This is a genomic window from Rhizobium sp. NLR10b (genome assembly GCF_019685435.1).
Taxonomy (GTDB): domain Bacteria; phylum Pseudomonadota; class Alphaproteobacteria; order Rhizobiales; family Rhizobiaceae; genus Rhizobium.
In genome coordinates this window covers 14258-37161 of record NZ_JABDWV010000004.1, presented here as the reverse complement: position 1 = coordinate 37161, position 22904 = coordinate 14258, and the positions used below count along the sequence as shown (strand labels likewise).

Here is a 22904-nt window from a genome sequence, read left to right as displayed (position 1 = left end):
AGATGATCGTGCGTGACGCCCATAGTGCCAAAGGGGACCGCCAGCGGGTCGTCCAGCATCACAAAGGCTGTTGAAGAGCAAGGAAACGAAGAAACGAACCTTTCTTACGGACATTTCTTCAAGAACGTGGTTCTGAGGGCAACCAGGAGGAATGGTGAAATCTCATCATTTCAGGTCAGGCAGGTCGAACCATCTCAAGATTATGACGGCATCACGAAAGTCAGGGAGACGGATGATGTTGAGACCGTCGGCGGTGAGCAGTGTCGCTGGCGGCAGATCGTCCGGCGCATGGACAGGGGCGAGACCAGTCCCAGTTGGATGACTTGCCTGACCGAGGACGGAATAGAGATCGCGACGAAAGTCCTTTTCTCCAGCGGGGAGGTCATGTCCGAGACGCGGCTGACGGAACTGCGGCGCGGGCCTGTGCCGGAAGCGGTGGTACGACCGCCAATGCAGCTTCTCGAAGCCGGTACCTGGCTCGCGCCCTTGCCACGTTACGACGATTACACCCCAAATCCTGGAGACTTCGAGGCGGAGCTGGTTAGCCACAGATCCAAGGAGAGGCTGTTGCGTCATTATCCCTGGTGGCTCCGACAGCGCGACCGTGGAGACGGATCGATCCTGATCACCGTCTGGAACGAGCTTGAAGACCAGGGGCTTCGATATTCCGTATCCAAGGGGGAGCGCATGTTCGAAGCTGTCCGCTCCTCCTCGATTGTCTCGCCGAAGTTCAGGAGATTTGACGAGGCGTATGGAATCGTCGACTTGAGAGAGCAGGACCGGCTGCTCGGCGAGGACTGCGCATGGTATGACCGGACACCGAATACGGCTGATATGGGTCTAAGGCAATGCCTGACTTCGGACGGCATACCGCTGATCGACGCCCACTTGTCTGGCTGGGGAGACAGCGAGGGATTCAAAATAGTGACGCTGACGCGCCGGCCGGTGGGTATGGATGAAATCCAGCCACCCCGTGCTTATCTCGAGCCTGCTGCCTGGGGCTTCAGCCCTCCATAGTAGGGATGTGGGATATCATCAAACCGGCCGAGGGCGTCCTTGAACGCTCGTAAGGTCGCGTGGTGGGGTTGACCGGCGCGCGATTGCCTTTCGCGTTCCGCGTCGAGACGTCGCGGCTGTGAGCGGCCGGCTTCCCCGAGGATCCACCCTGGCCTGGACTGCCGTGGCCATGGATCCCAGGCTCAAGGCCTGGGATGAGGGAGGTTGCGGCGGGTGTTCTCGCCGGACGTGCCTCCGGGCTGTCGCTCCCATCGCGATGCCGATCGGGACTGGGCAATGGCGTGGGCGCTTCCAAACATACGGGAGCGCCCTGGCTTCGACTGGAGTGGGCCGCACAGAGTATCGAAGTGCATGGCTGTGTTAAAGCACCTCCGCACGGCCCACAAACCTTACGATCGGCGAAGCCTGTTGTTCCCGAGCTGGCGGAGTATTTTGGACGCGAGGCGCGGCACGCAATGGGTCGCCGTCGTCATCGAAGGCCTGATGGGTGTCGTCATGATCGCGGGAAGGGAAGTGACCCATTGCGTGCAGCACGCGAGGATGTAGCGCGGCATTCTTACCGGCTCTTTGCCGGGACAATACCGATCCGTAAGGATGCATTCCTCGGCTGGCGATGGCGCAGCTTACGAAAATGTATGGTCCGGGCGAAGTCCCGGTGAGGTTTGCAGCGCAGGCTTGGCGTCGTCATTGCCAAGTCGAGGCCAAATCTCATGAACATGCGCGCCACACCTGCCGCCCTTATGCCGGCTCTTCATCCCGTCAGCCTGCAGGTGAATACCTACCTCATCAATCTCGACCGCGCGCCGTTGCGGCGGTTTCGGATGGAACGGCTGCTGGCAGGCTTCGGCCTTGCCTATGAGCGCGTGGCGGCGGTCGACGGGGCGGGGCTGAGCCTGCCGCATCCCGACTTTGATGAAGCATCCTATCTCCGTCGGCATGGCCGCCGGCCGAACCCTTTCGAGATCGGCTGCTATCTCAGCCACGTCGAATGCGCCAGACGCTTCCTCGCCAGTGAGGCGGAATTCGCGCTTATTCTGGAAGACGATCTCGACTTAGACGACGATTTTGCCGAACTGCTCGAGGCCGCGCTTCGCCACCAGGCGCACTGGGACATTCTGCGGCTGTCGACGGTCAATTCCGGTCGCAAGCACCGGGTCGAGCCGCTGACCGGCTCGCGCTCGCTCGCCATCGCGCTGACCCGCGAGAAGGGATCGGGCGCCTATCTGGTCAACCGCAAGGCGGCGGGCTGGATTGCCGGGGCGCTGCTGCCGATGCGGCTGCCCTATGATCTCGCCTTCGACCTGGAGTTCGATGAGGGGCTGCGCGCTTGCTTCGTCGATCCGCTGCCGGTGAGCCAAAGGGCCGATCCCTGCTCGCAGATCCAGGCGGGGCTTTCGGCCTACCGGCTCGGCCGCCGCCGGCCGTGGAGCGTGCTGTCTTTTCGCGCTGCTGCCGAGATCCGCCGTTTTGCCGCCCGTTTCGCCCGGCTCGCGGCATGGCGGCTCAGGATTTCTCCGGCATCAGCGGGAAGGCGATCGAAACGCGAAGGCCGGGATGATTGTCCGCCAGTGCGATCTCGGCCGAATGCAGCTCGGCGATTGCCCTGACGAGGCTGAGGCCGAGGCCGCTTCCCGGCGTCTTGCGGCTCTTGTCGATGCGGTAGAGGCGGCGGAAGACCTTGTCCCTTTCCTCGGCGGGGATGCCGGGGCCGGTGTCGGCGACCGAGAGAATGGCGCGGCCGCCCTGGCGGCGAAGCGACAGCGTGATGCCGGTTCCGGGCGGGCAGTGGTTGATCGCGTTCTCCACCAGGTTGGCGATCATCTGCGTCAAGAGATCGCGGTCGCCCCCGATGACGGCGGGCGCGCGCTCGGCGATCCGGAACGACTGCCCCGCATCTTCGGCGACATCGACATAGACCTCGGAGATGACGCTCAGCACGGCGTCGATATCGGTCGCCTGGAAGCGCTCCTTGCGGGCGCCGGCCTCGATCTGGGAAATGCGCAGCAGCGCCTCGAAGGTGGCGTCGATCCGGTCGCTCTCGTTTCTCGCTTCGTCAAGCAGAGCCGAAACATCCGCTTGCCGGTTGATTCCAGCCACGGCGGCATCCAGCGTTAGGCGCAGCCTGTTGAGCGGTGTTTTCAGATCGTGGGCGATATCGGCGCTCACCTGCCGCATGCTCTCGACCAGTCTCTGCAGCCGCTCCAGTGCCGCGTTGATCTGGATCGCCACCGTATCGAGATCGTCGCCGTGGCCGGTGATCGGGACGCGAGCGTCGAGGGCGCCGTGAGAAACGTCGTTCATGGTGTTGGCGACCCCGTCCAATCTCGCCTGGGCGCGAACGGCCAGAAAGACGCCGCCGCCGATCGCCGTCGCCACGACGATTGCCGCAGCCCATTCGAAGCTTACCAGAACGATCCGCAGCATCTCGTCGACATCGTTGAAGTTTTCCGCCACCACCAGATTGTAGGGGCCGATGGTCGACACCCGCATCCGGTAGCGCTCACGCCCCTTCAGCCCGACATCGCCCGAGGTGACGGTATAGACGCCGTCCGGGATGCGGGGCGCCGCAAAATTGCCGGCGAGCTTGCGCCCGCCGGCATCGGTCAGCGAATAGAGCCCGTCAGAGGTGGACTGGAAACTCGCATAATTGTTCAGCGTGTTGATCAGATCCTGGGTGTCGCCGGGCTCATAGGTCGAGGCGATGAGCGAATTCATCTCGGTGAGCGACTGGTCGACGTCTCGGTCAAGGCCGAGGCGCAGCATGTGATAGATGATCGCGCCGCTGAAGATGAAGGCGACGACGAAGAGGACGCCGAAGGTAACGGCCAGGCGGAACGGCGTGCTTCTTCGCAGGCTAGAGCATGATGCCGAAAAGTGTGCGCGGTTTTCGGACGACATCATGCCTCTTGCTCTTTAACTTGCGAACAGGATTTGAGATTTTCAGGCCGATGGGCCTGAAATCATCCTGTTCGAGGCGCATGCAGGCTGTATCCGGTGTTGCGGATCGTGTGCAGAAGCTGGGCCTGGAACGGCTTGTCGACCTTGGCCCTGAGGCGGCTGATATGGGTCTCGACGACGCTGGTCTTCGGATCGAAGTGGAAATCCCAGACCCGCTCGAGCAGCATCGTCCTGGTGATCACCCGGCCTTCGCCGCGCATCAGCACCTCGAGCAGGGTGAACTCGCGCGGCTGCAGCTCGATCAGCTGGCCGGCGCGGCGGGCCTCGCGGCGGATCAGATCGAGCTCGAGATCGGCAACCTTCAAGACCGTCCGCTGCTCCTGCACCGGCGGACGCCGACCGAGCGCATGGATGCGCGCCAGAAGCTCGGAGAAGGCGAAAGGTTTGGTGAGATAATCGTCGCCGCCCGCCTCCAGCCCTTCGACGCGATCGTCGACGCCGCCGATCGAGGTCAGGAACAGCGCCGGTGCGCCGATCCTGGCAGCCCTCAGCGAACGGACGATCGCCAGCCCGTCGAGGCCCGGCAGCATGCGATCGACGACGATGACGTCATAGGTCTCGCGCTGCGCCTGAAACAGCCCGTCGCGGCCGTCGCCGATGACGTCACAGACGTGCCCGGCCTCGGACAAGCCCTTGGCGATATAATCGGACGTCTTGATATCGTCCTCGATCAGCAGGATTCGCATCGGCCGCTCCGGCATGCCTGGTGCGGCAAGATCTAGCCGAGAGGGCGGCCCGGCGGCAACTTACGGATTGGTAAGGGTGGGCATCGCGCTGCACCGTTGAGATTGGACCTCGATCGTTCCAACGCTGCCCCGGGAAAGAGTGGCGCTCATTGCTGCCGGTGATCCGTCCGTCCGGGTGCGGCGGCTCCCCATTGCCGTTCAAAGAATTTCATCTTCGCGCCGAGATAAACGAGCCCGAGCAACAGGGCGATTCCGAAATAGCGGTGGACGTAGACCGTGGCCAGAAGAACGAGCGCGATGCTGCTGGCGCAGATGAAGCCGAAGCGGATCGAGTATGGCTTGCCCTTTCCTTCCCACCCCAAACCGAGGGCCAGGAGCCACGCGAGGAAGATGAAGCCGGGCACACCCCATTCGGACAATCAAAAAGATCTGAACAGCACGCCGGACGCGGCCAACGATCAACCAAGCACCAACGAAAAAACTCTCATCATCCCCGTGCCGCCTCCATGTTTCCGAAATTGCCGGATCGGTTAACAATGAAACGATGCAACATGCAAAGGCGGCGCTCCCGTGGTGGCTGTGTCGCAACCCGATCGCGATGCGCGATCATTAGCAGCGGAACTTAAACCAAAGGCAAATACGTATGGTTGTATTCTCACCAGATTGCATGGGAATTCGCGGTCGCCATCATCCGTGCCGCGGTCGCGTCTGCTTTAAAATAAGAAAACACGCCTGTTGCATCCGAACCAGAGGGCTGGCGGCAGCCTTGCGAAGGTGTGAAAAAGCCGGAGGCCGCGTGTTGCCTCTTATCCGGCTGTCGGGACCTCCACTTCCGTTCCGCTTCAGGCATCTAATTGCGGGGCGGTAGTGCCGTTATTTGTCGCGCGGAGATCAGCTCGGATGATGTCGGCCGTTTTTTCATAATGAAACTGCAGCAGGCGTTCGGCTTCTGCGATATCTCGATCGAGCACGGCTTTCAGGATCGCGGCATGTTCGTCACTGACCTTGCGCACGCGAAAGGCTTTACGGATCGAAAGCGCTCGATAGCGGTAGAGCCTGTCGGCAAGCTGCTCGCAAAAGCCTACCAAGGGTTTTGATCCACAGCCTCCGATCAGCAACGCATGGAAAGCGCGATGAAGTCTTTCCCATTCCGGATTGTCCTCGAACTGCTCCGCATTGAGCGAGCGTGGGGTACGCTCCAGCCGGTGATGAGCGACTAAAAGCGCCTCTTCCCAGTCGGGCGTCGCATTCGCCATGGATTCGCGCAGCGCCAGCGTCTCCACCCAGCACCGTGTTTTCGTCAGCTCGTGCAACTCGTCCAGGCTGATCGGCTTGACGAAGAAGCCGCGCTGCTCCTTTCCGATGACGAGGTCCTCTGTCGTCAATCGGTTCAGCGCCTCGCGCAACGGAGTCTGGCCGGCATCGTAGTGCTCGATCAGGAAGCGCAGCTGCAGCTTCCGGCCGGGCTCCAGGCGCGTTGAGAGAATATCGGCCTTCAGCCGCTCATAGATGCTGGTTGCCAATGTGGCGGGGCTTTCCGCCCCCTTTTTCAGCAGGTTGACGTTCATGGCGTTCTCTGGCTTGCAAATCACTTTTTATATACACGATGGAGGGGTGAAGGGAAATTTATAAATTTTACCTTTACACAGAAAAGTTTGTACATTATGACGGATGCTGACGAGGGAGGATTCAATGGGCGGAGCGGAAAAAGGGGTGCCTGGCACCTTTATGAGTGGCTGCACTTGCCGTGGCATCGATGTCCATTGTCATGTGGTGCCTGCCCACTTTCCGGCCCGGGCTAACCGTCTAACGGTCCGCGGCTGGCCATCGATGATGGCCGCCGATGCCTGCCATGCGACCGTCGTCATCAATGACAAGCCGTACCGCACAGTTAGCGATGCGTGCTGGGTCGCCAAACGGCGGCTGGGAGATATGGACAGAACCGGCATCCGGGTTCAGGCTCTGTCGCCTATGCCGGAACTTTTCGGTTACTGGATCGAAACGAACGCAGCTTGCGATCTTGTCCGATATGTCAACGATACGATTGCCGCGATCGTTGCCGAAGGCGAGGGGCGCTTCGTCGGGCTTGGCGGCCTTCCGCTTCAGGATGTTGATCTTGCCAACCTTGAACTACATCGCATTGCCGGCGAACTCGGTTTTCGCGGTGTCGAGATCGGCAGCAATATCAATGGCGTGCCGATCGGCGATTCTCGTTTCCAACCATTCTTTGCGGAGGCGGAGAAGCTTAATGCGGCGGTCTTCGTGCATGCGGTACGCCCGACCGGGATGGAGCGGTTGCTCGGGCCGGCCCCGCTTCAGCAGGTGCTCGGGTACCCGACCGATGTCGGATTGGCAGCCGCATCGGTGATCACTGGCGGGCTGCTTCAGAAATTCCCAAAACTGCGGATCGCTTTCAGCCATGGCGGCGGCACATTTGCCTCGCTGCTGCCGCGGCTTGAAAAGGGCTATTCCGCTTTCCCGGCGCTCAATGAGATCATGATGGAGAGCGCTGCTGTGCAGGCGCGACGCCTCTATGTGGATTCGCTGGTCTTCGATGCGGACATTCTGCGCCACCTGGTCGCCGTGTTCGGGGAGGAGCGCGTGCTGCTTGGAACCGACTATCCCTTTGATTTTCAAGAGAAAGAGCCTGTCGCTCGCATCGAGGAAGCGTTTGCGGATGCAAGTTTGCGCGAGCGCCTGACATTTGCGAATGCGCGAGCTTTCTTGGGCTTGGACGAGGTTTGATCCTATGGCTGAATTTCCTGTTATCGCTTTGCGCAGCGTAGAGCTGGCCACACCCGATCTTGCAGCGTCTGTCGATTTTTATACTCGCGTCTGGGGCCTGGATGTCGTCGCCGAAGCGGAGGACAAGATTTTCCTGGCAGCAACGGGCGATGATTTTCATGTGTTGGAACTGAAGCAGAGCGACCGCTCGGAGTTGCGCAAGATCAGTTTTCGCGTCGGCACGGCTGAAGCGCTAGTGTGGCTTTTGGCAAAGACGGTTGCCGCAGGTTGCACTGTGCTGCGTGAAATCGGGCTCGCCGATGGTCCGGCCGGCGGCGAGCGTTTCGTGATTCGCGAGCCGCAAGGCTCGGCATTGGAATTCGTGCACGGAGACCGCCGCAAGCAGGGCGTCGTCGTCGCCAACCGACCGCAGCGTCTTGCCCATGTCAACATCAACAGCGCCGAGATCGAGGCGCTTTCGGACTTCTATCGTAATATCCTCGATTTCCGTCTGACGGACCGATCGAAACTGATGGCCTTCCTGCGCTGCAACGACGACCATCATGCGGTCGTGCTGGCCGAAGCTCCGGTCAATGGACTAAACCACGTCGCCTTCCTGATGCCCGATCTCGAATCCGTCATGAGAGGCTCCGGCCGCGTCGTCGATCACGGTTATCCGATCGGCTGGGGCGTCGGTCGGCATGGACCAGGCGACAACGTTTTTGTCTATTTCGTCGATCCGCAAGGCGTGGTGATCGAATACACCGCCGAAGTCCTGCAGGTAGACGACGGCTATCGCTTCAAAGGGCCGGAGGAATGGGTTTGGCCGCCCGGCCGGACGGATCACTGGGGCATCGCGCCTCCAAAGAGCGACGCCTGCAAGAAGGCGCAGATTTCCATCGGCTTTTCCGGCGCCTGATGCGCCCAAGAGACATTTGCAGAGGCATGCCTGTGACGAACGATAGCGATATTTCGAACTCTTATGACGTGCTGGTGGTCGGGTTCGGCCCTGCAGGGGCAGTCGCGTCCGGCATGCTTGGCGCACGAGGCCATTCCATCCTCGTCGTCGATCGGCTGACGGGCATCTATGACAAACCGCGCGCCATCGCCCTCGACCACGAAATCCTCCGCCATTTTGACAACATGGGCATTGCCGACGAGGTGCGTCCCCATATCGCACCGTTCAGGGCATCCCAGCATTTTGGGGCAGAGGGGCAGCTCATCCGCCGTATCGACATGGTGCCTGAGCCCTATCCTCTCGGCTACACCCCAAGCATGGTGTTTACCCAGCCTCCGGTCGAGGCTGTCTTGAGGCGCCATGCGGAGAGCTTCGATTGCGTGACGATCGAGCTTGGCACGGAAATGGTCGACCTTGATCCTCAGGCAGCGGAAGTGGTCGCAACGCTTCGGGATTCGTCCGGCAAAAGTCGGAGGATCGCTGCAAAATATGTGATTGGCTGTGACGGTGCCTGGAGCCGCGTTCGTGAACTCTCGGGAATGAAGCTCGAGGATCTCGTATTCGACGAGCCGTGGCTCGTGGTCGATGTGCAGGTACACGAAACCGCGCTTGGCAAACTACCACAGACTTCCGCCCAGTTCTGCAATCCGGCACGACCGACCAGCTACATCATGGGGCCGAGGAACCACCGCCGCTGGGAAATCATGCTTCTGCCGGGCGAAGACCCGCGCGAGATGGAAAAGCCCGATAATGTCTGGAAGCTGCTGTCGCCCTGGCTGATGCCCGAAGACGGTGAGCTGTGGCGTGCCGCCGCCTACCGTTTTCATGCGCTCGTTGCCGACGAATGGCGGCGGGGCAGGGTGCTGATCGCCGGCGACGCCGCGCATCAGCAGCCGCCCTTTATTGGACAAGGCATGTGCCAGGGCCTGCGCGATGTTTCCAATCTCGTCTGGCGGCTCGACCGCATCCTGAAGGGGCAGTCGTCCGAAGCGCTGCTGGACACCTATGCGGTGGAACGCAAGCGGCATGTGCGGACGCTGACCGGCAAGATCAAGGCGATTGGCCAGACGATCTGCGAACGCGATCCGGAGGCTGCCGCCGCGCGTGACGCACGCATTCTTGCCGAGGGTGGCGGTCGGCCACTGACGATGACCCGCCAGGAAATCGTCCCGCCCATCGAGGATGGGCTGATCGCAGAGGAGGGAACGCCGGCGCGAGGATTGCTGTTCCCGCAGCCGATCATCGTTGGGGAGGCGGATCAATGGCTGATGGACGCTTTCACAGGACCGGTTTGGCGACTTGTGCTCGACGGCCGCCGCATCGAAATGACGCAGGGACAGGCACTCGCCGACGCGATCGACGGGATCGTGGTGAAAGCCGTTGTGCCCAGAGATGCAGACGCAATCGATCCGTCGGCACTCCGGGAGAAGGACGGCGTGCTTTCGGCCTGGTTCGAGCGGCATGGCGCGGTCGCCGCGCTCGTGCGTCCTGATCATTATGTCTTTGGCGCTGCCCGGAGCATCGAGGCGCTTCGCCAACAAATCGCCGATCTACGGACGCGGCTCGCTTGAGGCAGCGTCGACAATTGCAGTTTTCAGTGAGGTTCTGGGAGGAACATATGTCTGAGTCAACCGCCGATACCGCCAGCACATGGCAACCTTTTGCCGTCCTTATCCTGCTTTTCCTGTTCCAGACGTTAAACTTCTTCGACAAGTTGGTCTTCGGCCTTTCCGCCGTGTCGATCATGAAAGACCTCGGCATTTCGCCGCAGCAATTCGGGTTGATCGGCAGCAGCTTCTTTCTGCTGTTCTCGATTTCTGGCGTTCTCGTCGGCCTTTTCGTGATCGGCCGTGTGCCCGTCAAATGGATCCTTGTCATCCTCGCTGCAATCTGGTCGATCGCGCAGATCCCGATCTATTTCACCAGTTCGGTAACGGTTCTGGTCGCCTGCCGCATCCTGCTCGGCCTCGGCGAAGGACCCGGACTGCCGACGGCATTGCATGCCTGCCATAACTGGTTCAGCCCGCAAAAGCGCAGCGTCCCGAGCGCCGTTGTGCTGCAGGGCATCAGTGTCGGCCTGCTCGCCGGCGGACCGATCCTCACCTATATCATCGTCAATTACGGCTGGCGTTCGGGCTTCCTTTTCTGCGGTCTGATCGGCATTGCCTGGATCATCGCCTGGCTGCTCATCGGCGGCGAAGGGCCGCATGCCGTCGCGGAAAATGGAAAGACTCGGGCCGTGGTAGGAGAGACCCCGGTTCCAGCCCGCAAGCTCTGGCTCGACCCGACCGTGATTGGCGTCATCATTATGTCGACCATGTCCTACTGGATCGTCGGCATGTCGGCCACGTGGCTGCCGCCCTTCCTGCAGCAGGGTCTTGGCTATTCGCAGACCGAAATCGGCTCGATCATCTCGGCCGTCTATGTCTTCCAGTCGCCGCTGTTGCTGGTCGGTTCATGGATCGCGCAGCGTATGCTTCAGAAGGGCGTGAGCAAGCGCGCCGCGCTCGGCAGCGCTTCGGGCTATGCCCTGCTCGTCAGCGGTCTAGCGCTGATCGCCTCGGTTCATGTCAGTGGTCCGCTGCAGCTGGGGCTGATCGCGATCGCCTTTGCTGCTCCAAGTCTGACGACGATCTACGGTCCGATCACGCTCGGTAGCGTCGCGCCTGCAGTCCAGCGCGGCCGGCTGATCATCGTGATCTATTCGGCAAATGCGGTGTCCGCACTCGCGTCCAACGCCGTCACGGGCATGATCGTGCAGGCGGCTGGACCCGATCATGTGGCAGCCGGTTATGCAAACGCCATGCTGTTCACGGCCGCAATCCTCATCATCGGCGCAATTTCAGCCTTCGCGCTGATCTTTCCGGATCGCACCATCGAGCGCTTCGGCAAGATGACGCGCTTCACCGATCAAATGCAGCGGGTGTGAAAGCGCCCGCCATCCAGTCTGACCCCACAGGAGCAAGAACCATGAGACTGTCCACCGTCAAGATCGCCGGCCGCATGACCTGGGGCGTCATCGAGGACGATCGCTTCCTCGATACCGGCGCAGCTCTCGCATCGCGCTATGTCGATCTCAAATCGGCCGTAGCAGCCGGTCTTGCCGGCGTTGCCGAGGCGGCTGCTTCGGCTGCCGCCTCGCCGCTCGGTGAAATCGAATGGCTGCCGGTCATTCCCAATCCCGACAAGATCCTTTGCGTTGGCCTGAACTATGAAATGCATCGCCAGGAGACGGGCCGTGCGGAGGTGGAAAACCCGACGATCTTTGCCCGCTATGCCAATAGTCAGACGGGCCATCTCGCCCCGATCGTGCGCCCGAAAGTGTCGATGGAACTCGATTTCGAAGGCGAGCTGGCGGTCATCATCGGCAAATCAGGCCGTTACATCACCCGCGATGAGGCTATGGGATACGTTGCCGGCTATGCCTGCTACAATGACGGCAGCGTGCGTGATTTCCAGCGTCATACACATCAGTTCACGCCGGGCAAAAATTTCCCCGATACAGGCGCCTTCGGGCCTTGGATGATGACGCCGGATGAGCTCGGTCCTCTGCCCGATCTTCGCATCCAGACGCGTCTCAATGCGACAATCGTGCAGGACGCTATCTTCGGTCAGATGATCTTCGATATCGCCCGGCAGATCGAATATTGCTCCAGCTTCACGCGGTTGGAACCGGGCGACGTCATTGCCAGCGGCACACCAGGCGGGGTTGGCGCCAAGCGGCAGCCGCCGCTGTGGATGAAGCCGGGCGACGTCGTGGAGGTGGAAATTGACAGGCTTGGTATTCTCAGCAACCCAATCGTTGGTGAATTAGACTAATGACAACCGCCTTAGGCGGCGCCGGCAAGCTACGCGTAGACGGCGGCATGGCAATGGCAGCGACATCACTTCTGCCGAGTTTTGGCTCTCAACTTCTCCAGATCGGGCATCTCCGATCCAAGAGCCTTGCCGAGCGCTTCGACACCCTTATGAGGAAGCCTCAGGAGACCGTGGCAAATGCCGTCTTTCCATGAATCCCCTCGATCCCAGGCTTCCGCCCAAGCATCTGTCAGCTCGGACTCATGGCGTGTCTCGACGAGGGCTTGGAAAAGCAGTGACGCTTGCGTGAGGTCTTTGTCGGCCTTTACGCGTCCCAGAGTGTCCGTGAACCTTCTGGACGACACGATGAGCTTATGGACTGCATATCGCTCGGGCGCGGGAACGAGGACGTTCACGCCCTCGCGGAAGAGGAGAACCGTGCGGACGGGCTCGTAGATCAGGTAGTCCAGGAAGCGCAGGTTTTCCGCCGACGCACCGCCGAGGGCAGGCATGGGGGAGGGTTTGCCGGTATAGTCATCCGATCCGCGGTTTCCCGTCAGGAATTCCACCCGATAGCCCTTGGCGTTCTGAAAGGCGACGACCCTAGCCTTGTCTGCCTCATGGGGAACGGCCCTGAATTCGGGATCGACCGACTGGAGGACCTCAAGAACCGGAGCCAGGCTGTCCTGGACACCCGCAGAAATAGCAAAGTCCTGCGCGAAGTCCGCGTCGCCGGTCTGCATGGCGGATGAGGGCAGGCGAACGCCGAGCATGCCTGCATAGGTGCTGAATGCCACCGACCCGATCAGGACTGCACGCAGACGGAACAAGCCCGCATCCGCGAGGGCTTTGGTGATGTCGCCCGCAAAATTATCGGGACCCGGAAGGCCGGCACGACGGAGCGTGCTGACCATCCGCCGTCGCTCCCGGACGTTATCCTTGATCTCCTTGTGGGCCATCACCCGCGCCGTGATCGCGTCATCGCTCTGCGGACCGACATAGCTTCGCTTGTCCTTGCCTTCGGGAGTCGGGAGATCGAAATACCAGTAGTCGCGCCCTTTCACGGTGACGGTCACAAACCAACCTTCCAATGGAAAGTCCGACAGAAACTGCCCGTCCAACGTCCGCTGCGCCAGTTCCGCGAACATTGTCCTATAGCTGATGTCGATCTCTTTCATCATTGGCGGCTCGTCCTTTTCGAGTGCAGCGACCACGGGTCAAAGCGGCGTTCCCCGCTTGAGTGCAGTCCTCGCTCGCTCACATGCGCGTTATAAGTATCTGCCAAAGCCTTATAACTCCTTTTGGCCGTGATCTCCAGTTATAAGTTTCTGCCAAGACCTTATAACTAACTGGTTTCCCGACATGCGTCGGCACAGTCGAGCATGGATCCCGGGGTCAAGCCCTGGGATGAGAGTGGGGTAGGCGTTCTCGCCAAACGCGCCGTCGGCGCAGCGGATAGGCATCGGGTAGCGTGAATGACGAAGTCTGGCAGCGAGATCAGAGAGTGTGATTGCATCGGGTTTGCCGAACCTCACCCTGTTACCGCAGGGCACCTCACACTCTCCGTCGTCCTTCGGGCTTGACCCGAGGACCCAGGCGAGCCACCAACGGCAGCTGCTATCGCTCCAAGAGCCGTCAACCCGTCTTCATTTGCTCGGGAAGCTGTCCGTAAGCCGTCAGGATCGCCCTGACCAGCCCGGGGAAGCGCTCGTCGAGCTCGGCGCAGCGGGTCTGGTTGCGCATCTCCACCCCCTGGCGTTCGCTGCGGATGAGGCCGGATTCGCGCAGCACCTTGAAATGGTTCGACAGCGACGATTTTGGAATGATGCGGTCGCCGAGATCCGCAAGCGCCGAACAGGTGCCGCCGCAGGCGGTGCCTGCGAGCTTGGCGAAGATCGCCACGCGCTCCGGATCCGACAGCGCATAGAGGATCGCATCGGGCTTGATATCCTCGAGAGCTGGGTGAAAGAGCGGTCGCATGAATTTTATATAGTGCCCCTTGAAACCGAGATCAACAGTTCCGAATTTCTGAACTACGGAACAAGGCCGTCAATTCCGGCGGCCTTCCGGATCAGAAGGAACGAGAGATGGCTAAGCTCACAGGGAAGGTCGCAGTGGTCACGGGAGCCTCCAAGGGCATCGGCGCCGCGATTGCCAAGGCGATGGCGGCCGAAGGTGCACAAGTGGTGGTGAATTACGCCTCGAGCAAGGCCGGAGCCGACGCCGTGGTCGAGGCGATCGACGCGGCCGGCGGCAAGGCCATCGCGGTGCAGGGCGACGTTTCCAAGGCCGAACAGGCGCAGGGCGTGGTCGATGCCGCAGTCAAGGAATTCGGCAAGCTCGACGTGCTGGTCAACAATTCCGGCGTCTATGAATTCGCCCCGATCGGCGAGGTGACCGAGGAACACTACCGCCGCATGTTCGACGTCAATGTTCTCGGCGTTCTCCTGACCACCCAGGCGGCGGCCAGGCATCTCGGCGAGGGCGGCAGCATCATCAACATCTCCTCGGTGGTCACCAGCCTGGGTCTCCCGAACTCGGCCGTCTACACCGGCACCAAGGGCGCCGTCGAGGGCATCAACAGCGTGCTCGCCAAGGAGCTCGCCCCGCGCAAGATCCGCGTCAACGCCATTCTGCCCGGCATGGTCGAGACCGAGGGAACGCACACGGCTGGCGTCATCGGCTCTGAGCTCGAACAGACCATCGCCGCCCAGACGCCGCTCGGCCGCATCGGCCAGCCGGACGACATCGCCGACATCGCCGTCTTCCTCGCCTCCGACGACGCCCGCTGGCTGACCGGCGAACGGCTGTTCGCGAGCGGCGGTTTCCGCTGAGATGGGAGAAAAAAGCGCGCGCTTCTTGAGCGCGCGCATACGCGGATACCGGTCCACCCGCCCTCCGTCGTCCTCGGGCTTGACCCGAGGACCACGCCGGCATCATCGGCCTTGGCCATGGATTCCAGGCTCAAGGCCTGGAATGACGAGGCCGGAGGTCCCCTAGGCCTCATCCGCGATCCATGCGAGCGAAGCTCCATGTGGGTCGGTCCAGGCGACAGGAGTGCGGTTCACAGACAGAAGGAAGCGCCCGGGTGGCCAGCTTGTTCCTGCGCGCGTGGCGATGAACGGGAATGCGCGGGGGAACTCGTTCGATACCCAATACGGAGCGAGCCGCATCGCCTGTTGGGCGAAAGCCTCCCTATCTGCGGGGTCGGAGATATAGTCGAGCACCGCCGTGTGAAAGACGACAAGGGTGGCGTCCTTTGGGGCTTCGCTGCAGAGCCGGGCGAATTCGCTCCCGCGCAAGTCGCCCTTCACGATCCGTGGCTTGACCGAAGCGGCGATCTTGACGGCCGCCTGCAGGTTGGCAAGCCGTTCCGTCTGCTCCGGCCAGACCAGTGTCTCAAGCCATGCGACTTGCGCAGCATCCGAAGCATCGATTGGGCTGAGGTCCAGCCCCGCTCGCCAGACGACGTGTGGCGCGGCCGTCGGCAACGGGGTCGTCTCGCTGACGGAGCAACGCAAGACAGGCGGCTCGGAGGCCATCGAGGGTGGGCGGATCGCCTTGCGGCCGTAGTCGTAGCCATAGAGGTCGGGCATGAGGCAGAGCCCGGCGGAGGTTCCGACCTCGAGGAGCGCCAGCGGCTGCGGCAATCGCGCCAGGACGGGGAGCAGCGAGGCGCACCTTCCTGGTTCGTTGGTTTGTGTCGACCGCTCGAGCATCAGCGAACGGACTGCATCGGGGTGGGCCAGGAGCACCTGACGAAACTCGGTCCAGCCCTTCGGCGTGCCGAACAGGTGACGCACCGCCGCAAGCAGAAGGTTCGGTTGCCTTTTGGTGTCCGGGAGGGTCGATAGGAAGCCGAGTGTCTCCCGGTCTCCAGCAACCGCACGAGCCAACGCCTCGTAGAGCGGCGAACGGCCGTGGGCTTCCGTATCGGCGAAGTGAACATACCGGGCTGAGATCTCAGCCAGGCCCTCCTCATCCATGTCCGATGATCCCTCGACTACGACTTCTGGTCACAGTACACGATCTTCGGGTGTGATGGCAGTCAAACACGCGATACCTCGGAACACCGTCCGACGGAGGGCCGGTGTGATTCCAGGGGCTTCCGCTATGTCATGTTTTCTTGAGAAGTGCTAATAAGCTTCCGCTGGACTGCCCGGCGTGACGGCGATACGCGCGACCTGTTTGGCCGTGGTAATGTCCATTCTTGATCAAGGGAGGATGGCGCCATGGAAACCGCAGAACTGCGATACAATTGGGCCGATCCCGACGTCTACGAGTCATTCATAGGGCGCTGGAGCGAACATCTGGCGAGACCATTTCTCACCCGTGCCAATGTTGCTCCGGGCAGTCGCGTGCTCGATGTGGCATGTGGGACGGGTGTGTTGTCGAAAGCCCTGGCCGAGGCGGGAGCGCATGTGATCGGTGTTGACGCATCGGAGGGATACCTGGAAGGAGCCCGCCGTCGACGATCTCACCCCAATATCGCATATGAACACGGCGATGTCCGGCAACTGCGGTTCGACGCCAACTCTTTCGATGCGGCAGTTTCCACCCTGGCCCTGGACGTCATCCCGGAAATTGAACAGGTCGTTGCCGAGATGAAGCGCGTGACCCGTCCAGGCGGCGTGGTCGCGTCCGCCGTTACTCAGTTCTTTGGTGGCATGCCCGCATTTGACCTCGTCATTAACACCGGCGCCGTGCTTGAGGCCGACTTTGCAACGCTGAGATCCATGCGGGCGGGACGTCAGCTCTTCTGGCCTGATGGTCAGGCGACGCTGTGGCGGAAGATCGGCCTCGTTGACGTGACCGAGATTCCCATTGTCGTGGATTGCGAGTATGCGTCCTTCGCGGATTATTGGGCTACGTTCACCGACGGCCCAGGCAGCACCACAAGCACATTGACGGCACTTTCTGACGACGCCCGCGGTTCGATCGAACAGCATGTTCGTGCTGGGTATCTGGTTGGCTTGCCCGATGGACCCCGGTCATTTCCTATGATGTTCCGTATGGTGCGTGGCTTGGTCCCAGCGTAACGCTGGAGAGCATCAGCTATCGTTCCTCGGCAGCCAAAAGCCGCCAGGCCGCTAACGGCTCCAAATCGGTCATTCCTTCTCGGCCGCAGCCGAGCCTGCTGCTGGAACATGTGAGATATGGGGCTTCACTTTGCATGATTTACAGCAAGATTGCGGTCTCGGCCGGTTCCAGCAATCAGGCATCGACCTCTGCGGGTCGAGCCTCAAGGGGCCATATAGCCTAGCGTTTCAGATCGTAGGCTTGATGGGAGGCGCGAAGCTCAGTCAAGGTCTTGCCGACGCATGTGCCTCCACCTTCACTGCCGGTTGCCTTGGCCTTGCCGTCGAGGGTGATCGTGCCGGCGATCCGTTCGGATGCCCGATAGGTTGCGATGCCATCCTGTGAAATGCGCGACAGGTAGAAAGTGTGGTAGGTTTCGTTGGACTTGCACTGGATGACCAAGGGAAATTGCTCAAACGGATCGTCCTGCGCCTGAACGATCGCGAGTGGAAAGGTCGCCAGCGACAGCAGGACCGCAATGCATGTTGTGACCGCTGCATTCGATCTCCGGCAGAATAGGCATCTCATTGTTCAATCCCCCTTTGCACGATCGATTTCAATCCATGACCGCTGAGCGCACCGTATGAAACTTGATTCAGCGGTGCGCTTTGGCTTCTTTGCTGTGGCCAGGACGTTATCCCGGAATCGTCCACGCTTCCGGGCGTCATGCATCAGATGGTCAGCGCGATGAGCGCGTCGCGGTCCAGAAGGCGAACGACGCGCTGCAGCTTGCCTTTCAGGCAAAGGACGCCTTTTTCGCGGAGTTTCGTGAAGCAGCGGGCAACGGTTTCGACGGTCAGACCGAGATAGTCGGCCACATCGCTGCGCGACATCATCATGTCGAATTCCAGATCCTTCGGATGACGGTCGGCCATTTCGCAAACGAAGGCCGCGACCCGCTTCAGCGCGCTTTGCTCGGTGATGACGAGCTGCTTGTGCTGCGCCTTTGCCAGGTTCGTCAGCGCGATGTGAAGAAGGTCGACAGGAACGACTGCGTTCTGGTTGGTCCGAAAGGGCTTGATGGAGGCCTCGCAGACGGCTTCCGCAAAGTCGGTTCGAACATTCCCGGTTTCAAGGCCGAACCATTCGCCCTCGCCGCAGAATGTTAGGATATATCGCTGTCCGCTGGCCATCAGGCGATAAATCCGCACCGCACCGGTTTCGACCTGATAGATCGCAAGTGCATGTTCGCCTTCGCTGTAGATTGTCTCGTTGGCCTTGAGCTTGATCGACTGATCTCTGGTTGTTCCGACAGCTGTTCCATGTCGGCGGCCCGGAATTGCCGTTTGCCTTATGGTCGCGTGGTGTTGAAGCATATGCGTCACCCCCAATCGTCTGGCAACATAACCAATCGCCGTCTGCTCTGATATTCGAGAAACCCCTTAAGTATCGCTACGGAAGCCCGATCACCGGCAGCTCTTTGGCGCGGTGCCGGGCCTATCGGGCAGGCGTCCAAGCACCGTGGTCGGACAAGGCCCTGGCGGTTTCGACAGGCTGCGCTGCCGTATCGAGGGTGATGGCCATCCGCATGAGTTCCGCCAGATTGCGGGCGCCCATTTTCGCCATCACATTGGCGCGGTGGACTTCGACCGTGCGTGCGCTGATACCAAGCTGATAGGCGATCATCTTGTTCTGCAAGCCATCAAGAACGCCGGCCAGAACCTGGTGTTCGCGCTCCGTGAGCTGGCGAAGCCGTGCTGCAACGCTCTCAGAATCAGCGACGGCCCCGCCGGGGCGCTTCTGTCCCACCGCCGCGTTGATCGCGGCTATCAGCGCCTCTTCTCTGACGGGCTTTTCAAGGAAATCCGACGCGCCGGCCTTCATTGCCCGGACGGCGGCGGCGATATCGCCCTGACCGGTAATGACAATGACCGGAACGTTCAGTCTCAAACGGCGCAGGCGCTGGAGCAGCTCGATGCCATCAATTTCGGGCATGCGCAGGTCCGTCACGAGGCAGCTTCGTCCCGAAAGCGGCAACAGTTCCAGAAAGGCTTTGGCAGAGCTATGGGTCCGAACCGCGAAACCTGCCGACACCAACAGAAACGTCAAAGATCGCCTGAGCGACTCCTCATCATCGACGAGATGGATCGTAAGGTCGTTTGCCATTGGTTGTTGTCTCCACCAGCGGAAGGGAAAACGAAAGGATAGAACCGCCATCCATTCGATTGCGCGCGCTTATGCGGCCCCCATGCGCCTCGATGATGCGCTTGGACAGCGCCAAGCCCATGCCGAGGCCGCGCGGTTTGCTGGTCACGAAGGGACGAAACAGCGCCTCTTCGATGTCGACCGCAATTCCGCAGCCATTGTCGGACACGTCGACAATGAGACGGGATAAATCGTCGGTTCTGGTTCGGATGGTGATATGCGGCTGCGCAATACCGTCGGTAGCCTCCACGGCGTTGCGAACAAGGTTCGTCAGCACCTGCACGATCTGGACCCGGTCGGCAAGCACGACGTCCCGTTCCGCTACGAGCTGAAAATCGGCGCGAAGGCCGTTTCGCTGGGATCCGGCAAGCGCGAACGCCGTCGCCTCATGGATGAGCGCGTGCATCGCTTCAATCTTTCTCTCGTCGGCGCCGCGCTTGGCGAATTCCCTGATGTTCTGCACAATCTTTCCCGCCCACAGGGCGTGCTGCGTAATCTCGGACAAGGCTTCACGGAGTTCTTCGCCGTGGCCATGACGATCCTTCGTCACAAGCCGCGCGCAACCTTGCGCGTATGCGGCGATCGACGTCAGCGGCTGGGCAAGTTCGTGGGCCAGCGTCGATGTCATTTCCCCGAGCCCAACTATTCGGGCGATACGGGCAAGCTCACGCTGAAGCTCCTGAACACGCTGCAAAGTCTCGCGCTCGGTGCGGAAGTCCTCGAAGATCACCGCGGAGAAGTGTCCTTTGCCGTCTTGCTGTCTGATGATCGTCATGGCGGTCGGAAATTGGACGCCGCTCCTGGTCATCGCCACACCGGCCCGCACCACTCCCCTGTCCGCCCAGCGTCCCTTCAACGGAACATCCGGCGTCGGATACCAGACAAGGTCGATCCTCTGACCAAGCAATTCGTCTTCCTCATAACCGAACAACGCCACAGCGGCCCCGTTGCAGGCCGAAATTCGGTGGCAGTCGGTGATGAAGAACACCGCGTCCGGCAGGTGTTGATAGAATTGCCGGATCCAGTCTATCGACGGCTCGCCATCTTCCGCACGCAAAGCGCCTGGCCGGTCGCGCCCTGTTATCCCGCCCGTGAACGAGGTTCGTCCGGCGACGTCCGGGTCAATGCGATCGCATTCGTCAACATGCGGCGCCTCCATCTTGATGGACACGATGGTTTCCTCCGCCCTTTGAGCCGGTCAGCCCCTTGACGGGCTCTTTGCCCCTCACAAGGACTTGAGATTACCACCTTTGGGAAAGGGGTCGGTGTAGTATCGCGTAGCCTCTATGGGTATCTCCGTGCCAGTGACAGACCGAAAAGCCTGACCTGCCTTAAGTTTTTGGTTCGGCTCCCTCCATTGATCCGGCTCAATGCCGCGAGCTCACTCTTCCGCTACTCTGGCAGGCAATGGGCACACGGCCACTTGAGGAGCAGGAAGATGAAGAAGATTGCCCTGGCTATCGCCATTGCGACCGCGGCGTTGGTTGCGGCGCCTGTCGACGCCCAGCAGACCCGCAAGGAATACCGGCGCATGAACTGGGCCGAAAGCCTGCCGGGGCACATCAAAACCTATCACAACAAGCGGTTTTCAATCGTCAGCTTTCGAACTGCGGTTGAAGTTGGCTCCATGCCTTCGCCTGGTAGCGAAGAACATGTGAAGGAAATCCGGGCGGCTATCCGTTCCAACACGTGGCTCGTCCAGCAACTGAAGGCCAAGAAGCTGACGCCCAACCAAATAGAATGGGTGACGCGCGCCCGCAACGGCAACCTGACCTTCTATATTGAATGAGTGTTGCTGGAGCCCAGGACCTCATCTTCTAACGGAAGGGCGGAACAATGATGTCGTTGCGCCGCCGCCCACCAAGCGCCGGCTGGGGAACCAATGCCGGGCGAGCGACCGGCCTGCCTAAGAACAGCCCCGTATCCAGTCGACGCTCGTGCACGATCGGGGAGGGTTCGGTGAAGTGGCGGTTGGTCGTCGAAGCTCCATTCGAAGAGGATATCGAACTCGCCGTCATCGACGGCGATGGTATCCACGCGCTGGTTTTTCCCTGCCAGCGCCTGGCAAGGGGATGGGCCAATGCCCTGACAGGCGAGATGCTGGACGTTCATCCCACCCATTGGCGCGCATGGCAGATACGGCAAGACGATAGGTCGGATCTTCACTGAGCGCCGACATTTCAACGTGCTGGGCGGCACCGGAGTCAAATGCTGCACCGCACCTTGTCTGCAATCAATGACATGAGTGGACCGGCCAAAATAATCTGACGCTGTTCAAAGAGCCGGCGATGGCTGGAAGGAGGACCACATGCGTGGTTTCGGTGTTCATTCTGAGGTCGGAAAGCTGAGAACCGTCATGGTCTGCCGACCATCCTTGGCTCATCAGCGCCTGACGCCTGCAAACTGCCATGATCTTCTTTTTGACGATGTTATCTGGGTCCATGAGGCGCAGAAGGACCACTATGACTTCGTCCTGAAGATGCAGGAAAGGGGAGTCGAGGTTCTCGAGCTCCACGATCTGCTCGGTCAGACGCTCTCAAACAAGCAGGCGCGCGATTTCATCCTCGACCGGCGCATAACCCCGAACGTGCTTGGCTCGCAGGTTGCCGAGGCGATGCGGCCATGGCTCGACGAAATGCCGTCCACACAGCTTGCCGCATTCATGATCGGCGGCATCGCGATTGCCGACCTGCCCGATGTCAAGGCCAAGGCATTGATGCTCAGCGCCTTGCCGGAAAGCGATTTCGTCATCCCACCGATCCCCAACACGCTGTTTCAACGCGACCCTTCGTGCTGGATTTATAACGGCGTGACCTGCAATCCGATGTTCTGGCCGGCGAGACGCGCCGAGACATTGGTCCAGCGTGCCATCTACAAGTTTCATCCGATCTTCCAGGGCGGCGATTTCCAGATCTGGTGGGGTGATGCCGACCATCAATTCGCCAACGCCTCGATGGAAGGCGGCGACGTCATGCCGATCGGCAACGGCACGGTGCTGATCGGCATGGGCGAGCGCACCACCTATCAGGCCGTCGGCCAGGTGGCTCAGGCCCTTTTCAGAAGCAAGGCGGCGAAACGGGTGATCGGCTGCCTGATGCCAAAGAGCCGCGCGGCCATGCATCTCGATACTGTTTTCAGCTTCTGCGACCGTGACGTCGTCACGCTGTTTGCCGAGGTGGTCGACCAGATCCGCTGCTACAGCATGCATCCCAAGGACGACGACGGCACATTCGAGATCCATCCCGAAAGCAAGCCGATGCTCGATGTCGTCGCCGAAGCGCTCGATCTGCCGAAGCTGCGAACCGTCGAGACCGGCGGCAATTCCTATCAGGCCGAACGCGAACAATGGGACGACGGCAACAATGTCGTTGCACTCGAACCCGGTGTCGTCGTCGCCTACGACCGCAACACCTACACGAATACGCTGCTGCGCAAGGCAGGTATCGAGGTCATCACCATTCGCGGCTCCGAACTCGGACGTGGGCGTGGTGGCGGGCACTGCATGACATGCCCAATCTGGCGCGACCCCGCTTACTGAC

At 60.8% G+C, this 22904-nt stretch carries 23 protein-coding genes; 12 read left to right on the top strand and 11 right to left on the bottom strand.

Annotated elements, in window-relative coordinates:
* Positions 1–12: 12 nt before the first annotated feature.
* Both HJB91_RS07280 and HJB91_RS07275 read left to right on the top strand, forming a co-directional pair.
* Positions 13–1017: a hypothetical protein gene (locus HJB91_RS07280; RefSeq protein WP_259669850.1), complete on the top strand. Its 1005-nt coding sequence runs from the start codon at positions 13–15 to the stop codon at positions 1015–1017.
* A gap of 710 nt (positions 1018–1727) precedes the next feature.
* Positions 1728–2624 carry a glycosyltransferase family 25 protein gene (locus HJB91_RS07275; RefSeq protein WP_210628846.1) on the top strand — a complete coding sequence of 299 codons (897 nt, stop codon included), beginning with the start codon at positions 1728–1730 and terminating at the stop codon, positions 2622–2624.
* Here HJB91_RS07275 and HJB91_RS07270 read toward each other — a convergent pair.
* From HJB91_RS07270 to HJB91_RS07255, 4 genes are all read right to left on the bottom strand, one after another.
* Entirely contained in the window at positions 2521–3918 is a 1398-nt protein-coding gene (locus HJB91_RS07270; protein ID WP_221154107.1) for a HAMP domain-containing sensor histidine kinase, read from the bottom strand. The two genes, HJB91_RS07275 and HJB91_RS07270, sit on opposite strands and share 104 nt — an antisense overlap.
* Positions 3919–3977: 59 nt before the next feature.
* The gene (locus tag HJB91_RS07265) at positions 3978–4661 is read right to left on the bottom strand and encodes a winged helix-turn-helix domain-containing protein (RefSeq protein ID WP_221154106.1); all 684 of its coding nucleotides are present in this window, start codon (positions 4659–4661) and stop codon (positions 3978–3980) included.
* Between the two features lie 146 nt (positions 4662–4807).
* Positions 4808–5065 (bottom strand): hypothetical protein, encoded by a 258-nt coding sequence (locus tag HJB91_RS07260; protein ID WP_259669849.1) that lies wholly within the window; start codon positions 5063–5065, stop codon positions 4808–4810.
* A 438-nt stretch (positions 5066–5503) separates the two neighbouring features.
* Positions 5504–6229 carry a GntR family transcriptional regulator gene (locus HJB91_RS07255; RefSeq protein ID WP_221146764.1) on the bottom strand — a complete coding sequence of 242 codons (726 nt, stop codon included), beginning with the start codon at positions 6227–6229 and terminating at the stop codon, positions 5504–5506.
* A 124-nt stretch (positions 6230–6353) separates the two neighbouring features.
* Here HJB91_RS07255 and HJB91_RS07250 point away from each other — a divergent pair, with 124 nt between their 5' ends.
* Genes HJB91_RS07250 through HJB91_RS07230 form a run of 5 tightly spaced genes read left to right on the top strand, consistent with a single transcriptional unit; the run spans position 6354 to position 12162 of the window.
* Entirely contained in the window at positions 6354–7406 is a 1053-nt protein-coding gene (locus HJB91_RS07250) for an amidohydrolase family protein (protein ID WP_221154096.1), read from the top strand.
* Positions 7407–7410: 4 nt separating this feature from the next.
* Positions 7411–8304 (top strand): VOC family protein, encoded by an 894-nt coding sequence (locus HJB91_RS07245; protein ID WP_221122568.1) that lies wholly within the window; start codon positions 7411–7413, stop codon positions 8302–8304.
* Positions 8305–8336: 32 nt separating this feature from the next.
* On the top strand, positions 8337–9914 hold the full coding sequence (locus tag HJB91_RS07240; protein WP_311043571.1) for a bifunctional 3-(3-hydroxy-phenyl)propionate/3-hydroxycinnamic acid hydroxylase: 1578 nt from the start codon (positions 8337–8339) through the stop codon (positions 9912–9914).
* A gap of 47 nt (positions 9915–9961) precedes the next feature.
* A complete protein-coding gene (locus tag HJB91_RS07235; protein WP_221154095.1) occupies positions 9962–11272 on the top strand; it encodes an MFS transporter in 1311 nt (436 codons plus the stop codon).
* A gap of 41 nt (positions 11273–11313) precedes the next feature.
* Positions 11314–12162: a fumarylacetoacetate hydrolase family protein gene (locus tag HJB91_RS07230; RefSeq protein WP_221122571.1), complete on the top strand. Its 849-nt coding sequence runs from the start codon at positions 11314–11316 to the stop codon at positions 12160–12162.
* 65 nt (positions 12163–12227) lie between these two features.
* Here the strand turns inward: HJB91_RS07230 and HJB91_RS07225 are convergent, their stop codons facing one another.
* Together HJB91_RS07225 and HJB91_RS07220 are read right to left on the bottom strand one after the other, a co-directional pair.
* On the bottom strand, positions 12228–13322 hold the full coding sequence (locus tag HJB91_RS07225) for a GSU2403 family nucleotidyltransferase fold protein (RefSeq protein ID WP_221154094.1): 1095 nt from the start codon (positions 13320–13322) through the stop codon (positions 12228–12230).
* A 454-nt stretch (positions 13323–13776) separates the two neighbouring features.
* Positions 13777–14121: a helix-turn-helix transcriptional regulator gene (locus tag HJB91_RS07220; RefSeq protein ID WP_210628841.1), complete on the bottom strand. Its 345-nt coding sequence runs from the start codon at positions 14119–14121 to the stop codon at positions 13777–13779.
* Positions 14122–14228: 107 nt separating this feature from the next.
* Between HJB91_RS07220 and HJB91_RS07215 the strand changes: the two genes are divergently transcribed.
* Positions 14229–14975 carry a glucose 1-dehydrogenase gene (locus HJB91_RS07215; RefSeq protein ID WP_221154093.1) on the top strand — a complete coding sequence of 249 codons (747 nt, stop codon included), beginning with the start codon at positions 14229–14231 and terminating at the stop codon, positions 14973–14975.
* A gap of 162 nt (positions 14976–15137) precedes the next feature.
* Here the strand turns inward: HJB91_RS07215 and HJB91_RS07210 are convergent, their stop codons facing one another.
* Complete coding sequence (locus HJB91_RS07210) at positions 15138–16127, bottom strand: DUF2332 domain-containing protein (protein WP_221122575.1); 990 nt, start codon at positions 16125–16127, stop codon at positions 15138–15140.
* A gap of 246 nt (positions 16128–16373) precedes the next feature.
* Between HJB91_RS07210 and HJB91_RS07205 the strand changes: the two genes are divergently transcribed.
* The gene (locus tag HJB91_RS07205; RefSeq protein ID WP_221154090.1) at positions 16374–17180 is read left to right on the top strand and encodes a class I SAM-dependent methyltransferase; all 807 of its coding nucleotides are present in this window, start codon (positions 16374–16376) and stop codon (positions 17178–17180) included.
* Positions 17181–17400: 220 nt separating this feature from the next.
* Here the strand turns inward: HJB91_RS07205 and HJB91_RS07200 are convergent, their stop codons facing one another.
* The 4 genes from HJB91_RS07200 to HJB91_RS07185 all read right to left on the bottom strand — a co-directional run bounded on the left by HJB91_RS07200 (position 17401) and on the right by HJB91_RS07185 (position 20524).
* Entirely contained in the window at positions 17401–17748 is a 348-nt protein-coding gene (locus HJB91_RS07200) for a hypothetical protein (protein WP_210628837.1), read from the bottom strand.
* 143 nt (positions 17749–17891) lie between these two features.
* Positions 17892–18536, bottom strand: coding sequence for a helix-turn-helix domain-containing protein (locus HJB91_RS07195; protein ID WP_221122578.1), 645 nt, complete (start codon positions 18534–18536; stop codon positions 17892–17894).
* Between the two features lie 121 nt (positions 18537–18657).
* On the bottom strand, positions 18658–19326 hold the full coding sequence (gene fixJ, locus HJB91_RS07190) for a response regulator FixJ (RefSeq protein WP_210628835.1): 669 nt from the start codon (positions 19324–19326) through the stop codon (positions 18658–18660).
* Complete coding sequence (locus tag HJB91_RS07185) at positions 19292–20524, bottom strand: sensor histidine kinase (protein WP_210628834.1); 1233 nt, start codon at positions 20522–20524, stop codon at positions 19292–19294. Before HJB91_RS07185 ends, fixJ begins: the two co-directional genes overlap by 35 nt.
* 279 nt (positions 20525–20803) lie before the next feature.
* On the opposite strand from HJB91_RS07185, the gene HJB91_RS07180 reads away from it, so the two are divergent.
* From HJB91_RS07180 to arcA, 3 genes are all read left to right on the top strand, one after another.
* Positions 20804–21154, top strand: coding sequence for a hypothetical protein (locus HJB91_RS07180; protein ID WP_210628833.1), 351 nt, complete (start codon positions 20804–20806; stop codon positions 21152–21154).
* A 170-nt stretch (positions 21155–21324) separates the two neighbouring features.
* Complete coding sequence (locus HJB91_RS07175; protein WP_210628832.1) at positions 21325–21534, top strand: hypothetical protein; 210 nt, start codon at positions 21325–21327, stop codon at positions 21532–21534.
* A 139-nt stretch (positions 21535–21673) separates the two neighbouring features.
* Entirely contained in the window at positions 21674–22903 is a 1230-nt protein-coding gene (arcA, locus tag HJB91_RS07170) for an arginine deiminase (RefSeq protein WP_210628831.1), read from the top strand.
* The last annotated feature ends 1 nt before the right edge of the window (position 22904 follow it).

Bases quoted from the DNA above. Each gene is read 5' to 3' on its own strand.
- HJB91_RS07275 (WP_210628846.1), top strand. From the start codon at position 1,728: ATGAACATGCGCGCCACACCTGCCGCCCTTATGCCGGCTCTTCATCCC.
- HJB91_RS07270 (WP_221154107.1), bottom strand. From the start codon at position 3,918: ATGATGTCGTCCGAAAACCGCGCACACTTTTCGGCATCATGCTCTAGC.
- HJB91_RS07265 (WP_221154106.1), bottom strand. From the start codon at position 4,661: ATGCGAATCCTGCTGATCGAGGACGATATCAAGACGTCCGATTATATC.
- HJB91_RS07255 (WP_221146764.1), bottom strand. From the start codon at position 6,229: ATGAACGTCAACCTGCTGAAAAAGGGGGCGGAAAGCCCCGCCACATTG.
- HJB91_RS07250 (WP_221154096.1), top strand. From the start codon at position 6,354: ATGGGCGGAGCGGAAAAAGGGGTGCCTGGCACCTTTATGAGTGGCTGC.
- HJB91_RS07245 (WP_221122568.1), top strand. From the start codon at position 7,411: ATGGCTGAATTTCCTGTTATCGCTTTGCGCAGCGTAGAGCTGGCCACA.
- HJB91_RS07235 (WP_221154095.1), top strand. From the start codon at position 9,962: ATGTCTGAGTCAACCGCCGATACCGCCAGCACATGGCAACCTTTTGCC.
- HJB91_RS07230 (WP_221122571.1), top strand. From the start codon at position 11,314: ATGAGACTGTCCACCGTCAAGATCGCCGGCCGCATGACCTGGGGCGTC.
- HJB91_RS07225 (WP_221154094.1), bottom strand. From the start codon at position 13,322: ATGATGAAAGAGATCGACATCAGCTATAGGACAATGTTCGCGGAACTG.
- HJB91_RS07220 (WP_210628841.1), bottom strand. From the start codon at position 14,121: ATGCGACCGCTCTTTCACCCAGCTCTCGAGGATATCAAGCCCGATGCG.
- HJB91_RS07215 (WP_221154093.1), top strand. From the start codon at position 14,229: ATGGCTAAGCTCACAGGGAAGGTCGCAGTGGTCACGGGAGCCTCCAAG.
- HJB91_RS07210 (WP_221122575.1), bottom strand. From the start codon at position 16,127: ATGGATGAGGAGGGCCTGGCTGAGATCTCAGCCCGGTATGTTCACTTC.
- HJB91_RS07205 (WP_221154090.1), top strand. From the start codon at position 16,374: ATGGAAACCGCAGAACTGCGATACAATTGGGCCGATCCCGACGTCTAC.
- HJB91_RS07200 (WP_210628837.1), bottom strand. From the start codon at position 17,748: ATGAGATGCCTATTCTGCCGGAGATCGAATGCAGCGGTCACAACATGC.
- HJB91_RS07195 (WP_221122578.1), bottom strand. From the start codon at position 18,536: ATGCTTCAACACCACGCGACCATAAGGCAAACGGCAATTCCGGGCCGC.
- fixJ (WP_210628835.1), bottom strand. From the start codon at position 19,326: ATGGCAAACGACCTTACGATCCATCTCGTCGATGATGAGGAGTCGCTC.
- HJB91_RS07185 (WP_210628834.1), bottom strand. From the start codon at position 20,524: ATGGAGGCGCCGCATGTTGACGAATGCGATCGCATTGACCCGGACGTC.
- HJB91_RS07180 (WP_210628833.1), top strand. From the start codon at position 20,804: ATGAAGAAGATTGCCCTGGCTATCGCCATTGCGACCGCGGCGTTGGTT.
- arcA (WP_210628831.1), top strand. From the start codon at position 21,674: ATGCGTGGTTTCGGTGTTCATTCTGAGGTCGGAAAGCTGAGAACCGTC.